Below are 14,671 nucleotides of genomic sequence, written 5' to 3' on the forward strand. Positions count from 1 at the left end.
GTTTTAGTTTTATGTAATTAATAAATTATAGGGGCAAAATTAAAAAGTTAGCGTGAACTAACAAAAATATTTTTGAGAAATAAAGAACTCTTTTTATCATATTTGTGTATGATCTCACAAACGGAAGAGAATTACCTTAAAACTTTATTTGCCTTAACCCGTGTAACAGGCGAGGCGTCGGTTAATGAATTGAGCAAGCAGCTTAATATTAAAATGCCGACTGTGAATAGTATGATGAAGCGATTGGCCGAAAAAGATTTGGTAATCTATGAAAGTTATAAACCATTAAAGCTGACGGCTAAAGGGCAGCATGAGGCGGCATTGATATTGCGTAAGCATAGGCTTACAGAAATGTTTTTGGTGCAGAAAATGGGTTTCGGATGGGAGGAGGTACACCCTATTGCCGAGCAGATTGAACATATACAGTCGCCAGCTTTTTTCAATAAAATGGACGCCCTACTGGGATTCCCGAAATATGACCCCCATGGTTCTCCGATTCCTGATATTTATGGAGTTATAGAGGCCGATAACTATGTAAAGTTATCGACCTGCAGCGTTGGCCAACAGGTTACCTTCCGTGCTGTTGGGGATTCCTCCGAAGATTTTCTACGCTTTTTAAATCAGCGTGATTTAGCGCTGGGTTCTACCCTTACTATTCTTGGTATGGAGGCTTTCGATCGTAGCATGACCGTGTTGTATGGCGATAATATCAAAGAAACCTTTAGTCATCTTGTCTGCGAAAAAATCCTGATAGCCCACCTATCCGACTAAATTTTAAAAGGTGAAATATTCGCAATAATTGGTTTATTTTTCGAAATACATATTGCCCGTAACGGCTAATTTTGTAGTTTGAAATATTCCATTTATACATGAATAAGAAATTTTTAGTGGGAACGTTACTGGTTGGACTGTTTGCCGCATGTTCGCCAAATGCCTCGCGTACTACCTGGGAAGTAACCGGTGGTCAAAGGGATAACAATAAGTACTCGGACCTCAATCAAATTGACACTTCCAATGTTGCCGGCTTAGAAGTGGCTTGGACATATCATTCCGAAGGTGGTGATGCGTCCAAGTTCGGACCGATGCAATGTAACCCTATTATTATCGATGGGGTAATGTATGGTGTTTCTCCACGTTTAAAACTTTTCGCTATTAATGCCGAAACTGGAAAGGAAATCTGGAATTTTGACCCTGCAGATTCACTGGCCAATAAAACCTGGCACCGCGGTAGTGTAAACATGAATCGTGGGGTGGCGTATTGGGCAGATGGGGCGGATAAGCGAATTATATATACGGTAGGTTCTGTAGCCTTGGCGGTGCATGCCGAAACAGGAAAGCTGGTATCAACTTTTGGTCAGGATGGCGGTATCGACTTACGTAAGGGCTTGGATATGGATGCCGAAAAGGCTTCTATAGCGGTTACCTCCCCGCTTATGGTTTATAAAAATTTGTTTTTTCTAAGTGGTTATACCGGCGAGGAAACACCAGGGCATATCCGTGCTTTCGATGCCAAAACAGGTGCACAGAAATGGATTTTCCATACCGTTCCACATCCTGGCGAGCCGGGCCATGAAACCTGGGAGGATCCTACGGCATACCAGCGCATGGGGTCGACTAACAGTTGGTCTGGTTTTACCTTAGACGAAAAACGTGGTATTTTATTTGCCGGTACCGGCAATCCTACGAACGACTTTTATGGTGGCGACCGTTGGGGGCAAGGGCTTTATGGAAACTGTATTCTTGCCTTGGATGCCAATACCGGTAAGTTAATGTGGCATTTCCAAACCGTACATCACGATGTTTGGGATATGGACATCTCTAGTCCGCCGATTTTGGTTACCGTAAATAAGGAAGGTAAAAAAATTGAAGCCGTAGCACAATCTACAAAAACAGGATTGCTTTTTATTTTAGAAAGGACAACAGGGAAGCCAGTTTATCCTATCGAGGAGCGCCCTGTACCTACAGATGGTGTTCCTGGCGAGAAGCTGTGGCCTACACAACCCTTCCCGGTGCTGCCTAAACCGTTTGTTCGCCAGCGTGTTACCGAGAAAGATTTAAATACGTTAGTCGATGCAGACTCTTATGCGGATATTCTACAGCGTTTTAAGGGCTATAGATCTGAAGGTATATATACACCGCCGACAAAGGAAGGTACAATTATTTTTCCGGGATATGATGGTGGTGGCGAGTGGGGCGGACCTGCATTCGATCCGACGAGTAATATTCTATATGTCAATGCCAACGAGATGGCCTGGGTGTTAAACCTCGTTGAAAATGCTCCACAGAAGAAGGAGAACCTTACCAATATAAAAGCAGGCGCCTTATTATATGCCAAGCATTGTATGGCCTGTCATGGTCCAGAGCGTTTAGGTTCGGGCGATTACCCGTCTATCGTTGCTGTGGATAAAAAATATACTAAAAAACAATTTACCGACCTGCTTTCTACGGGCCGTCGCATGATGCCGGGCTTCAATCACCTGAGTAAGGAGGAGGTCAATGCCATCGCTTCTTATATTTTAGACATTAAAGCAGAGCAGCAGTTGGCGTATTCAGGTAAGGATCTGCTGGGTGATGATCCAAAAAATAATAAACCATCGTACGGTTCAACGGGCTATAACAAGTTCTTGACAAAAGAAGGATACCCGGCTATTAGTCCACCTTGGGGTACCTTAAATGCGATCGACCTGAACACGGGTGAGTATGTGTGGAAGATTCCTTTCGGGGAGTTTGAGGAGCTCAAGAAAAAAGGTATACCGACAACAGGAAGAGAGAATTATGGCGGTCCGGTGGTGACTTCCGGAGGGCTAATTTTTATTGCCGCAACTGCGGATGGTAAATTTAGAGCGATCAACAAAAAGAATGGTAAAATATTGTTCGAAACTGATTTGCCTGCGCCAGGTGTAGCCACGCCTGCAACGTACCAAGTAAATGGCCGACAGTATGTTGTGATAGCTTGCGGGGGCTCGAAATGGGGCGGGGCTTCTTCGGATGCCTATGTGGCCTTTGCTTTACCCAAAAAATAAATGCCATGGAAAGTAAAAAACTGCGTAGCCAGCAATGGTTTGGACGGAAGGGTAAGGATGGCTTTATTTACCGGGCATGGATGAAAAACCAAGGTATTCCGGCCGATGAGTTTGAAGGTAAACCGGTGATCGGTATCTGCAACACCTGGTCGGAATTAACGCCCTGCAACGCCCATTTTAGAGAGCTCGCCGAGTCTGTAAAACGGGGTATTCTGCAGGCAGGGGGGTTCCCCGTGGAGTTTCCGGTGATGTCGCTGGGTGAAACGCTCATGAAACCTACAGCCATGCTGTACCGAAATCTCGTAAGCATGGACGTGGAAGAGTCTATTCGTGCCAATCCAGTAGATGCGGTGGTGCTGCTCTGTGGCTGCGACAAAACTACACCGGCCTTGTTAATGGGGGCTTGCAGTGTCGATATTCCTACAATTGTGGTTTCTGGTGGCCCCATGTTAACGGGGAAATACGAGGGTAAGGATATTGGTACCAGCGATATTTGGCGCTTTGCTACCGATGTTAAAGCTGGTCGTATGAACGATGAACAGCTGAGTGCCGCTGAGGCAGGAATGTGCCGCAGCCGCGGTCACTGTGCGGTTATGGGTACCGCATCGTCGATGGCTGTAATGGCGGAGGCGCTGGGTATGGCATTACCTGGAAATGCCGCTATACCGGCCGTCGATGCCAATAGAAAGGTGCTTGCGCAGTATTCTGGGCGCCGCATTGTTGAAATGGTACAGGAGGATTTAAAGCCCTCGACTATTTTAACAAAAAAAGCTTTTGAAAATGCTATCGATGTTAATACCGCCATTGGTGGTTCGACAAACTTTATTATACATCTATTGGCTATTGCAGGTAGGTTAAACGTGCCGCTGGATATTGATGCTTTTGATGCGAAGCTCAAAAACATTCCACTATTGGTAAACTTGCAACCCTCTGGCAAGTTTTTTATGGAGGATCTTTATTATGCAGGCGGTATCCCAGCGGTTATGCAAGCGATGGCAAAATACTTGCATATGGATGTCAAAACGGTAACGGGGCGCACATGGGCCGAACTGTTGCAGGATGCCTATTCGTTAAATCCTGATGTTATCGCTAATCTCGATAAGCCCGTAAAAAAGGAGAGTGGTTTTGCTATTGTAAAAGGGAATATTTGTCCCAATGGCGCTGTTATTAAACTGTCGGCGGCTGACCCTGCTTTGCTGAAGCATACAGGAAAAGCCGTGGTATTTGAAAATATTGAAGATTATAAACTGCGGATAGATGATCCGGATTTGGATGTCGATGCCAGCTCGGTGCTGGTGTTAAAGCATGTAGGTGCAAAAGGATATCCCGGTATGCCGGAGGTTGGTAATATGAGCCTTCCGCAAAAGTTGCTTAAGCAGGGGGTAACCGATATGGTTCGTATTTCCGATGGTAGAATGAGTGGTACAGGCTTTGGTACGGTGGTGCTGCATGTTTCGCCCGAGGCTGCTGATAATGGCCCATTGGCGCTGGTACAAAATGGCGACCTGATAGCGCTGGATATTGAAAACCGGAGTTTGGATATGCTGCTACCGGAGGGGGAACTGAACCGTAGACGTGCGCAGCATGCTGGTTTTGCGAATCCGCAAACCAGAGGGTATGTCAAGTTGTTTATTGATCATGTGGAACCGCCGCATAAGGGCTGCGATCTGGATTTCTTAAAAGGAGGCTCAGGGTCGGAAGTATTGCGCGATTCGCATTAATTTTGCATGCATATGGAAAAGGTGATGGTTAAAAGATTTGAAGGTAAAACGGCGCTGATAACAGGGGCTGCACAGGGTATTGGTTTTGGTATTGCGAAACACTTGGCACTCGAGGGTGCCCGGGTGCTGCTCAACGATATCGATCCCAGCTTATTGACGCCGGCGGTAGCTGAAATCCAAAATTTAGGCGCAGTATGTGTGGCTGTCGCTGGCGACAGTAGCGACCCGGCTGTTATACAAGAAATGATCGATACCGCTGTGAAGGAGTTTAAGCAGTTGGATTTGGTCGTAGCAAATGCGGGAATTACGCTGTTCGGGGATTTTTTCGATTATCCTTCGGCAGATTTACATCAGGTGTTGAAGGTAAACGTTGCCGGCACATTTTTGTTGCTGCAGGCGGCGGCACGCCAGCTAAGGAGCCAGGGCTTAGGGGGCTCTTTTTTAATAACCTCCTCCGTAACGGGGCATCAGGCGCACAAAAATCTGGCGGCATATGGTATGAGTAAGGCGGCATTAGAGATGCTGGCAAAAAGTTTAGTGCTGGATTTATCGCCTTATAAGATTACTATTAATACCGTTGTCCCTGGCGCTACAGCCACAGAAAGAACGCTTTTGGATAAGGACTATGAGACGATTTGGTCGCAGCTGACACCGATGGGGCGCGCAGCGGGGGTAGAAGATATTGCCCAGACCGCCTTGTTTCTGCTTTCCGATGCTGCTCGCCATATAACCGGACAGAGTTTGGTTGTCGATGGGGGGTGGACTGTAACCAGTCCGTCGCCAGAATAGCTTGGTATATAGATTTAGTAAAACGTAAAAATTATGGTAAGTAAAAATGTAAGTTGGGGAAGTTCTTTTTTCTTCCTCCTGAGTATGGTATGCCTGCTGGTGCCGGCCGTATCGTTCGGACAGGTTAACGTAAAACCTAAAAATGACTGGAATGTGGGTATTGCGCTGTATTCCTTCCACCGCCATTCCCTTCCGGAGGCACTGAAATTAGCTAAAGAGGCTGGCGTAAAAAATATTGAAGGCTTTAGCTTTTACAATTTAGGGCCTGCCTATGGAAATAAATCCTGGGATAACCTTTCCGCGGATGAAGTGGTGAAGGTCAAACAATTGATCCAGGAGAATGGCCTTCAGATGACCTCGGTGTATGTAGGTGGCGGACAAACGGAGCAGGAGTGGAAGCATAACTTCGAATTTGGTAAAGCTTATGGCGTGAAATATTTGGTCTGTGAGCCTTCCGTTGAGGTGCTGCCTTTAATCGATAGTCTGGCAGGGCTGTATGGCATTAAAATCGCTATTCATCAGCATGCTAAAGGAAGTAGCTATTTTTGGCATCCTGAGGTATTTTTAAAAGCGACTAAAGGCTTTAAGAATATCGGTGCCTGCGCCGATGTAGGGCATTGGGTGCGTAGTGGTGTCGATCCTGTTGCGGCAATAAAAAGCCTGAAGGGCCATATTATTGGTATACACCTGAAGGATGTTGATGCCGATGGCAGAGATGTTGATTTCGGAAAGGGTAAAGTGGGGGTGCCGGCATTGCTGAAGGAGCTGAAGAAACAAAAATATACGGGTTATATTCAGATGGAATGTGAACAGAATTTTGACGATAATATTAAAGATGTAAAAAAGATGTTGTCGGATTTTAATGCTTTAACAAAAAGCAAATAACGCTACTTTATTCCTAGTAAGCATAGGATTCAAGTTTGGTTCTGCGATGGCCTTTCTTGCTATTGTTCTCGTTTCTACCGGAACATATAGCAGAAGGGCCTCGTTGTGTATTGTATCTTGCTTAGAAAGAATAGATTTTGGATTTTTATCATTTTTTTTACATCGAGGTCTCCAAATAAATAAATTAAAGCATTAGTTTTGAATGTTTAAATAAGAGCATTAGGATGAGAGCCATAAAAACAGAATTAACTCCATTTATTCAAGAATTAATGAAAGTTGATGTTAGAAATCAAGCCTTTCTATGTTCTCCCTATCATGCACAGCCTGCATACCATGCACATCCTGAGTTGGAGCTGGTTTTTATTCGGAAGGGGCATGGTAAACGTATAATCGGTAATACAGTAGAGCCCTTTGAAGCGGGTGATATGGTATTTATTGGTTCCAATGTGCCGCATTTATGGCTTAGCGACCCGGCGTATTATACCGGTAATGGGGGCATGGAAAACCAAGCTATTGTTTCCTATTTTAATGCCGAGCTTTTTATGGATATGTTTAAATCCATCAAGGAGTTTGATTCCATACGGATGATGATTAAGCAGTCGTCTAAGGGGATTAAAATATTTGGTCAAACGCGTGATTTAATTGCCGAGAAGTTGCAGGATCTGGCCACAGCCGAGGGCTTCAAAAAAATTGAAGGCTTGTTGCAGGTTATGCATCTGATCTCCGAGTCGGATGAGAAGGTGTTTATAGATGCCGAAAATAGGAGCAGCTATGAAGACGCAGATTCCGATCGGTTGGTGTTGGTTCTTAAATATATTAAAGAACGGCTTAGCGAGCAGATTTCGCTGCCACAGGTCTCCGAGGTTGCCTGTATGACGCAGCAGAGCTTTTGCAGGTTCTTTAAAAAACGCATGAAAAAAAGCTTTACCAAGTATTTAAACGAGCAGCGTGTGGAGCTTGCCAAAGAGCGCCTAAAAAACTCAAACGATAGTATTGGTAATGTGGCCTTAAGCTGTGGTTTTAATTCGAGCACGCATTTTTGTTTTGTTTTTAAAGAGATTACCGGCGACTCGCCACGGCAGTTTAGGGCAAAGCTTGTCGAGCTGGCAAGTTAAAACATGGCATCATTTTTTTTATTAGTACGCATTTTTGTCGGCCTAAATTTATATATTTGCCCCAGCAGATATTTAATTGATATGAACAGAAAAAGCTGTTTACCTCCGCCAATTTTATAATTATCCATTTCCGTAAATAAGGGAGGATAAAGTGTCTATGCGTAAGCTGTGGACCTACTCTTTATGCCTTCAATTCCACAATTTATTATTTATTTTCCTGTTTTACAGGGATAATTATGCATATGAAAAAATCATATTTTTTGCTGCACCTTGCTGTAGTACTGGCAGGTTTTACCGGCATTTTTGGTAAACTGATCGTATTGAATCCTTTTGTTTTAAGTGTGTATCGTGTTTTTCTATCCGCTATATTTTTAAAAATTCTATTACTAGCCTCAGGAAAAAAGTATGCGCTTAGCTACAAAGAGCGCCATGAGATTGGTAAAGGAGGTTTTCTTATTGGTTTAAGTTGGATTCTATTCTATGCCAGTATTTATTCGTCCGGTATCTCTATAGCTGTACTCTGTTATGGTTTAATGGGCTTTTTTACGGCGCTATTTAAGCCGTTTTTTGTTTCAGCACGTATCCATATTAAAGAACTGCTCTTAAGTTCCTTGAGTGTGCTAGGTATCGCCATAATATTTCACTTTAATATTCAAAACAAATTGGGTATCATATTAGGCGTGGTATCGGCTGCATTGGCTTCAATTTACACCTTAATAAATGAAAAACTGATTGTGAAATACCCCAGTTTATTAATCAATTATCTGCAGATGAGGTACGCCAGTATCTGTCTTGGTTTGTTATGGCTTGTATTTGTATTCTTTTACCCCATGGAGAACATACTTCCCAGTTATTCGGACATGTTCTATTTAATCCTGCTATCGTTATTTTGCACAGTATTGCTGTATGTACTGGTAGCGGATGTTTTACGGCAGCTGTCGGCATTTACGGTTAACCTAACCTTTAACTTAGAGCCTTTGTATGCTATTATTCTGGCTATTGTCCTTTTTAAAGAGGGGAGACTGTTAGATATTTACTTTTTTATTGGTTTAGTTATTGTGTCTTTATCGCTGGTCTTGCAGGTCATTTTTTCCTGGAATAAAAAAAACAGGCAAATGCAGTAGGATGCTAAGCGGCTGCATGTGTAGTGCATAGCAACCCATGGAACTCAGCGTATGTTACCTGGGGTGCTGTGTCTATAAATATAATGTATTCTGTATCTGTACCTGTTCTTATTTTCGCTGTAGGTTTGTAGGTAAACCTATGTCATAAAATCAGCTATGGAAACAACAACACAAATGAAGATCGTATTTTCTGCGGTGTATTTATCGGATCTAACAGCGGCGTATCGAATGTTTCGGCAGCGACAAGCCGCAGCAGCGGTGCAGGCGGTTGCCGACTGGCATCTTACTTTTGGCCTGCCACTTGTCGTTGCCCGGCTCGAGAATCAGGTCATAGCCTATGCATCGGTTCATGTGGAAAATACTGGTGTTATAGCTGTTAATACTGTCGTTTCACCGGTTTATGAGCAGGAAGTAGATCGGGAGAAAATGCTGGATATGGCAAGTAAGCAGCTGCTGTATTGTTTTGATCCTGCAAGCAATGGTACAACAACTGTGAAAAATGTAATTTTACGTTTGAACCGCTGGTTAGCGGATGTCAATTGCGGAGCGTAGTAAGCTATGGGGGTTAAAATATCGGAATATGGACTATAGAAAAGAGCTTTTATATCAGAAGATTGCGCGCGATATTGAAGCGCAGATATTGTCGGGTACCCTAAAACTTGGCGATAAACTGCCCTCGGTACGTGCCCTTAAAAATGTGTATAAGGTGAGTATAAATACTGTGAAGCAAGCTTTTCTAACCTTAGAGGCGGAGTCTATGATTGAATCGAAGCCTAGAACAGGTTTTTATGTCAGTAAGACCTCGCAACGTAGGCTCGACTTGCCATCGGTTGGGCGCTTGCAAGCCGGTAATCAGGAGGCGCAGCCGCTGGATCTTATCGATAAGGTGTTTAATACCCTCAAAGATCGTAGTATTACCCAGTTTTCACTGGGTGTACCGGCGCCGAGTATGCTGCCTATTGCCACATTAAATAAGGGCATTGTCAATGTGTTAAAACGTCTGCCCGATGGTGGTACAGCCTACGATGCGCCACAGGGTAGCTTGGCATTGCGGCGTACATTGGCCAAATGGAGCCTTGATAATGGGGGGCCTTATACAGAGGATGATTTCGTTATTACTACCGGTGCGATGAATGCCATCTACAACTGCCTATTGGCGGTTACGAAACCTGGTGATACCATCGCTATAGAAACCCCGGTTTATTTTGGCACCATACAGATTGCACAATCCTTGGGCCTTAAGGTGTTGGAGATACCCTCGCATCCCATTACCGGCATCGATCTATCGGCCTTGGAAAAGGTTTTAACGAAGATAAATGTCTGCTGCTTTACGACAAATTTCAGTAATCCTATGGGGAGTTTAATGCCCGAGGAGAGTAAGAAGAAATTGGTAGAAATGCTGACAGAGGCGAACATCCCGCTGATTGAGGACGATCTGTATGGCAATTTATATTTTGGTAAAGAGCGGCCCAAACCTTGCAAGTATTTTGATAAGGAGGGTATCGTGATGTGGTGCTCATCGGTATCTAAAACCCTGGCCCCAGGCTACCGGGTGGGTTGGGTCGTTGCGGGGAAGTTTAAGGAAAAGATTATACGGCAGAAACTGCTGCAAATGATTTCTACTCCGGTATTATACCAAGAGGTAGTGGCTGATTTTATGGAGCATGGTCGTTTTGATTTCCACCTGCGCACCTTGCGTAATACATTGCGCTACAACTGCAGACATTACCAGGATGCAATAGCGGATTACTTTCCAGCAAACACGAAGATCTCCCAGCCTCAAGGGGGGTTTGTGCTGTGGTTGGAGTTGGATGAACGCCTGGATACCGAGAAAATATTTGATAAGGCTATTAAGTATAACATCAGCTTTGCCCCGGGAAGGATGTTTACCCTGGAAGACCGGTATACCAATTGTATGCGTTTAAATTATGCCTTAGAATGGAGTGATAAGTTACGCTTTGACCTTAAAATATTGGGACAGCTTGTTAAGGATGAGGTGAATGCATTAAATAAGGGTTCCGAATTCGGTTAGTATCGTTTTTTTACCCTAGTTTAGGGGCAATTTTATATTAAAAAATTAAAGTCTATAGATTAAAGATTAAAAACCACATAGAAAATGGCAAATACAGTTCCTTATAGTGCTTCTTTACGTGTTAAAGACCAATTATTTATTTCCGGACAGATTGGTCGTATTCCCGAAAAAGGGCTGCTGGCAAACGAAAGCTTCGAAGCTGAGGTGAAGCAGGTTATGGAAAATCTGCATACCCAATTGAAGGCACATCAGTTAACCTTCGACGACTTGGTAAGTACCGTTATTTATTTGAAGGACATGAAAAACTACGATCTGCTGAATAAGGTATATGGTAGCTTTTTCAATGATAAGTTCCCTACGCGTACTTGTATTGCTGTGGCCGATCTGCCGGCAGGTGCATCGGTAGAGATTTCTGGTATTGCTACGTTCTAAAGGGGGGATGCCTTAGACACGCTATGCTGAAACCGCATAATATAACCAACAAGGTGCCGCTATAAACGGCACCTTATTTAGGTATTGAATACCTGCTTCAACGCTTCTAAGGCGCGATAAACCAATTTATAGGCTCCTTCGACTTTGATATTAAAATGCAAGGCCAGCTCCCTATAGCTAAAATCTTCGACGAAATATAAGTATAGGGCTTCCCGCTGCTTTGAGGTAAGCTTTTCCATGTTTGTTTGCATGGATACCGATAAAGGTAAGGCATTAAAAAATTGTACATCTTCGGTATAGGTTGCAGGACTTAACTCGTCCAAGTGTTGCCTGTCGCCGACATATAGAATTCTTCTGTGCTGCTGTTGTTTATTATAGATAATATTACGTATAGCACGAAACAAGTAATGTTTTGGCGAAGCCGGTTGGGCTAAGTTCTGATGGTTGCGCCATAGCTTAATAAATAAATCCTGCACACTTTCTGCTGCAAGCTCTACATCTTGCGTTATGCCACAGGCATAATTATAGAGTGCATCATGAAATTTTGTGTACAGCATTTCAAAGGCCTTTTCGTCCCCCAGGACAAAATTCCTCCACAGCTGTTGCTCTGAACGTAGCTCCATACTAACCTTTACTTCCTTATTCACTGCAAAAATAGCTTTATTTAGAATTAGTTCAAATAAAATTAATAACCTTTACAGTTTAGGATGGCCAATGTTTTAATGGCCTGCTTTTTAATCGCTAAATCGTTGGACCCTGTTAACGATTGGCATGCCTCGATAATGGCCTGTTTTGCATACGATTTTGGAAACCAACTTAAGGCTTCTATAGCATGGATACGCAAATCCCGGTCTTCGTTTTCATTTAGTATAAGCGTTATAATATACGGTATCGCCTCGTGATAGCGGTAGGCGCGTAAGGTTCGAATAGAAAAAAAACGTTCTTTTTTATCCCTGCTACTGTCGTTTATCTGGCCATAGTCTTTTAAAAGCTTGGCTTCATTTTTTAACTGGCTTTTTAACAGCTGCTCTTCCCAGGAAACTATGTTACTCAGGTGACCGACTTTCTGGATTTCTTGTTCCAGGGCTTGTTCTGTAGCTTTGTTAGGCATAAAAGGCAGCACATTCTGAATACGAGATGCTACACGCTCCATATGTTTATAGTTAAATGTTGCTTCCAATAATGCCGGTATAAGATCGACATTGCCTTTTTCACCCATCATCTGCACCGCCAAACGCTGTGTAAGCTCGTATGGGTCGTGTACCGCCTGCTTTAATACTGCCACATAATCTGCATTGTCCAAACTACTTAATAGCTGCAGGCACTGCAAACGCACAGTCATATTGGGCGACGAAAAGTAGGTGTCGCGTAGTTGCGCAGATTGTTTATCGCCCTGGATAAGAAAAAGCTGCTGTAGGGCCATATTCTGTAAATCCACATCAGCGGAGCTCAACAGGCTTTTCCACAGCTCCTCCTGCTGATGCGGGTTTTGCAAGGCTGTGTTGTACTGGGCAGCAGCGGTCGTATTATCGGTATCAAAAGCAAAGGTCGGATCGCCAAAAAGATGCGTTTCCAGATAGGCGACCTGCTTAAACCAGTTGCCCATCCGTACGCCCTGTTGCAATATACCGAGTAAGCGGTTTGGCCATATATCCTGTAATACGCCGACACTATTTGCCAGTGTTACCAGAGTATTTCCAGGGCTAAACGCATAATGTGCCGCCATATAATCGGCATGGTGAAAGGCGCCATTATCGCAGGCGTCCAGCATCACAAATTTCGCATTCGGCGTCGCCGTTTCCAGATCGCTGATATGCAGATCAGCACCTGCATTTTCCAAAGAATCGGCACGGATTACCGAATCTACTAAGGCATTATCCATCCACGATAGTGGTACATCAAGCCAGGTATGGTACCTGTTTTTGGCCGCCTCAACATCGCCTTTACTTTCGGCGACATTCTGAATTTTATTGCGTAGATATCGTTTTATATTTTCTATCGACGGATGCGGTGCCGTTGCATAGGCATAACCGTTTAACAGTTGCGTATCGTCGCTGCCATGACCGTGGTAAATGGCGATATCCAGATCAGGGCGCTGTATTTGGCTAAGATAGCTGTCGCGCATAGCCTTCATCATTCTGAAGTTTAAAAACGCGATATTTCCCTGCAGTGTAAACATCGATGGAAACTGCTCCCGTAGGGCCACCTGCTCTGCAGCCCAGGCATTTAAACTTTCGGCATGGTAACCGTGGCCAGTATAGACCATCATCGTATTTAAGCGCTCCTTTTGATCGGCTTGCTGAACGACTTTCTGCAGGTACTGTTTAATACGAGGAATAAACTGCGGGCCTTCGGTTGGTTTTATACGCGCGGTGTAGATGTCCAGTTGTAAAAATTGGGGAGACTCGGCCGACAGACTATAGTAGTAGAGCTGTTTATTTAAGCTGTCCTGCTTTATGAAATCAAACTGAAGATCAAAATCATCGTAAAATCTATCCGACGGTACCGACGAGCGCTGCCAGTTAATTCGTTGATCCATCTTAAAGGCCGAGGAAAGGTGCTGCGCATCGCGGATCATCGGAATCGGTATATTTCCAACGAAAACTGCGCCTTCCAGCCTGTCCTTACCGTACAGCTGCTGCAGGCTGTTTTTAATCTGCTCCGGGTTATCCCAGTTATGGTAGATAAGATAGGCCCCTAAGCCTCTTTTTTCCAGTACCCTCTTGTAGGCCTCCAATTCTTTTTTTGCCGCTTTATAGGTATCCTTATCGACGACAATAGCAAAGGATGTTTGGTAATCCGAGCGCTCGGGTTTTATCAGCTGCTGTGCAGCCGTAGGTACGGGTTTCCATAGGCACAACCCAAGGAGTGCTAAAAATGTAAATTTTCTCATTTCAATCTTTTGTATTAATGCGCAGCATGTGCATGCGTAACATTCTCCGGGGTTATCATAATATGCGCTTTATAACTCCCAGCATCCATTAACCACGGCATACCCGGTAGGGCAACCTTATCCGACAAACCTGTGCTTGCAGCTGTCGCATAAGGCACATAAATTACATAACGGCGTAAGGCATTTTTGATTTCTCCGGTTTCCGTATCCAGGTCGGTAAGCTTACCCCAGTAGCAGAACAAGGTGTTAGGCCCTTGTGGCATAAAGAGTTTCCCCGCATTGATTTCCGCTTCGCGGATATCGTTTTTCTCCTTGGTATTTTTTCCTTCTGCAACTAAGGCTCTGCCACGAGCCATAAAAGGCTCCAGATTTTGTGGGTACGCATAGCTATAAATAACCGAGGTATTGGGTTTCGGTGCCAAACAGACAAAATCGTTTGTGCCTTTACGTAATTCTACCGGCTTGCCTTCCGGATCGTAACCCCAAACTTTAGCGCCGTCTCTTTTTTCTGCTGGCGCCGCCATTACGGCAACCCGAATTTGAACTTCTGCCGGCAGCACCTTAATCTGCTGCGCTTGGCTGGTATTGTTGTTTAAGAAAAATAGGGTTAAGAGCAGCATAAAGCCGCCTTTAGTGGGTATAAACTTCATAGTATAT

The 14,671-nt window shown here is 44.1% G+C and carries 13 protein-coding genes; 10 read left to right on the plus strand and 3 right to left on the minus strand.

All coding sequences use genetic code 11. The annotated features are described in order from the left end of the window. The first annotated feature begins 108 nt into the window (after positions 1 to 108). The 10 genes from ACL9RF_RS02850 (at position 109) to ACL9RF_RS02895 (ending at position 11,121) form a co-directional block, all read left to right on the plus strand. Positions 109 to 771, plus strand: coding sequence for a metal-dependent transcriptional regulator (locus ACL9RF_RS02850; RefSeq protein ID WP_422799078.1), 663 nt, complete (start codon positions 109 to 111; stop codon positions 769 to 771). 98 nt (positions 772 to 869) lie between these two features. Further along, a complete protein-coding gene (locus tag ACL9RF_RS02855; protein WP_422799079.1) occupies positions 870 to 3,023 on the plus strand; it encodes a PQQ-binding-like beta-propeller repeat protein in 2,154 nt (717 codons plus the stop codon). A gap of 5 nt (positions 3,024 to 3,028) precedes the next feature. Continuing rightward, the gene (locus ACL9RF_RS02860; RefSeq protein WP_422799080.1) at positions 3,029 to 4,744 is read left to right on the plus strand and encodes an IlvD/Edd family dehydratase; all 1,716 of its coding nucleotides are present in this window, start codon (positions 3,029 to 3,031) and stop codon (positions 4,742 to 4,744) included. A 12-nt stretch (positions 4,745 to 4,756) separates the two neighbouring features. Then, a complete protein-coding gene (locus ACL9RF_RS02865; RefSeq protein WP_422799081.1) occupies positions 4,757 to 5,533 on the plus strand; it encodes an SDR family NAD(P)-dependent oxidoreductase in 777 nt (258 codons plus the stop codon). 33 nt (positions 5,534 to 5,566) lie between these two features. Beyond that, entirely contained in the window at positions 5,567 to 6,418 is an 852-nt protein-coding gene (locus ACL9RF_RS02870; RefSeq protein ID WP_422799082.1) for a sugar phosphate isomerase/epimerase family protein, read from the plus strand. Between the two features lie 224 nt (positions 6,419 to 6,642). After that, on the plus strand, positions 6,643 to 7,533 hold the full coding sequence (locus tag ACL9RF_RS02875; protein WP_422799083.1) for an AraC family transcriptional regulator: 891 nt from the start codon (positions 6,643 to 6,645) through the stop codon (positions 7,531 to 7,533). Positions 7,534 to 7,775: 242 nt separating this feature from the next. Next, positions 7,776 to 8,657 carry a DMT family transporter gene (locus tag ACL9RF_RS02880; protein ID WP_422799084.1) on the plus strand — a complete coding sequence of 294 codons (882 nt, stop codon included), beginning with the start codon at positions 7,776 to 7,778 and terminating at the stop codon, positions 8,655 to 8,657. 174 nt (positions 8,658 to 8,831) lie between these two features. After that, complete coding sequence (locus tag ACL9RF_RS02885; RefSeq protein WP_422799085.1) at positions 8,832 to 9,209, plus strand: hypothetical protein; 378 nt, start codon at positions 8,832 to 8,834, stop codon at positions 9,207 to 9,209. 28 nt (positions 9,210 to 9,237) lie between these two features. Then, complete coding sequence (locus ACL9RF_RS02890; RefSeq protein WP_422799086.1) at positions 9,238 to 10,689, plus strand: PLP-dependent aminotransferase family protein; 1,452 nt, start codon at positions 9,238 to 9,240, stop codon at positions 10,687 to 10,689. Between the two features lie 84 nt (positions 10,690 to 10,773). Next, positions 10,774 to 11,121 carry a RidA family protein gene (locus ACL9RF_RS02895; protein ID WP_422799087.1) on the plus strand — a complete coding sequence of 116 codons (348 nt, stop codon included), beginning with the start codon at positions 10,774 to 10,776 and terminating at the stop codon, positions 11,119 to 11,121. 77 nt (positions 11,122 to 11,198) lie between these two features. Here ACL9RF_RS02895 and ACL9RF_RS02900 read toward each other — a convergent pair whose 3' ends face one another. The 3 genes from ACL9RF_RS02900 to ACL9RF_RS02910 are packed head-to-tail and all read right to left on the minus strand — an operon-like array spanning position 11,199 to position 14,664. Further along, complete coding sequence (locus ACL9RF_RS02900) at positions 11,199 to 11,768, minus strand: RNA polymerase sigma factor (RefSeq protein ID WP_422799088.1); 570 nt, start codon at positions 11,766 to 11,768, stop codon at positions 11,199 to 11,201. Positions 11,769 to 11,806: 38 nt separating this feature from the next. Further along, positions 11,807 to 14,014 (minus strand): HEAT repeat domain-containing protein, encoded by a 2,208-nt coding sequence (locus ACL9RF_RS02905; protein ID WP_422799089.1) that lies wholly within the window; start codon positions 14,012 to 14,014, stop codon positions 11,807 to 11,809. Between the two features lie 14 nt (positions 14,015 to 14,028). Beyond that, positions 14,029 to 14,664, minus strand: coding sequence for a hypothetical protein (locus ACL9RF_RS02910; protein ID WP_422799090.1), 636 nt, complete (start codon positions 14,662 to 14,664; stop codon positions 14,029 to 14,031). Positions 14,665 to 14,671 lie beyond the last annotated feature (7 nt).

The organism is Sphingobacterium sp. Mn56C (genome assembly GCF_049319645.1).
In the GTDB taxonomy this organism is placed as follows: Bacteria; Bacteroidota; Bacteroidia; order Sphingobacteriales; family Sphingobacteriaceae; genus Sphingobacterium.

Excerpts from the sequence above, each read along its gene's own strand:
- ACL9RF_RS02855 (WP_422799079.1), top strand. The coding sequence starts at position 870 with ATGAATAAGAAATTTTTAGTGGGAACGTTACTGGTTGGACTGTTTGCC.
- ACL9RF_RS02885 (WP_422799085.1), top strand. The coding sequence starts at position 8,832 with ATGAAGATCGTATTTTCTGCGGTGTATTTATCGGATCTAACAGCGGCG.
- ACL9RF_RS02860 (WP_422799080.1), top strand. The coding sequence starts at position 3,029 with ATGGAAAGTAAAAAACTGCGTAGCCAGCAATGGTTTGGACGGAAGGGT.
- ACL9RF_RS02865 (WP_422799081.1), top strand. The coding sequence starts at position 4,757 with ATGGAAAAGGTGATGGTTAAAAGATTTGAAGGTAAAACGGCGCTGATA.
- ACL9RF_RS02890 (WP_422799086.1), top strand. The coding sequence starts at position 9,238 with ATGGACTATAGAAAAGAGCTTTTATATCAGAAGATTGCGCGCGATATT.
- ACL9RF_RS02850 (WP_422799078.1), top strand. The coding sequence starts at position 109 with ATGATCTCACAAACGGAAGAGAATTACCTTAAAACTTTATTTGCCTTA.
- ACL9RF_RS02910 (WP_422799090.1), bottom strand. The coding sequence starts at position 14,664 with ATGAAGTTTATACCCACTAAAGGCGGCTTTATGCTGCTCTTAACCCTA.
- ACL9RF_RS02895 (WP_422799087.1), top strand. The coding sequence starts at position 10,774 with ATGGCAAATACAGTTCCTTATAGTGCTTCTTTACGTGTTAAAGACCAA.
- ACL9RF_RS02870 (WP_422799082.1), top strand. The coding sequence starts at position 5,567 with ATGGTAAGTAAAAATGTAAGTTGGGGAAGTTCTTTTTTCTTCCTCCTG.
- ACL9RF_RS02875 (WP_422799083.1), top strand. The coding sequence starts at position 6,643 with ATGAGAGCCATAAAAACAGAATTAACTCCATTTATTCAAGAATTAATG.
- ACL9RF_RS02905 (WP_422799089.1), bottom strand. The coding sequence starts at position 14,014 with ATGAGAAAATTTACATTTTTAGCACTCCTTGGGTTGTGCCTATGGAAA.
- ACL9RF_RS02880 (WP_422799084.1), top strand. The coding sequence starts at position 7,776 with ATGAAAAAATCATATTTTTTGCTGCACCTTGCTGTAGTACTGGCAGGT.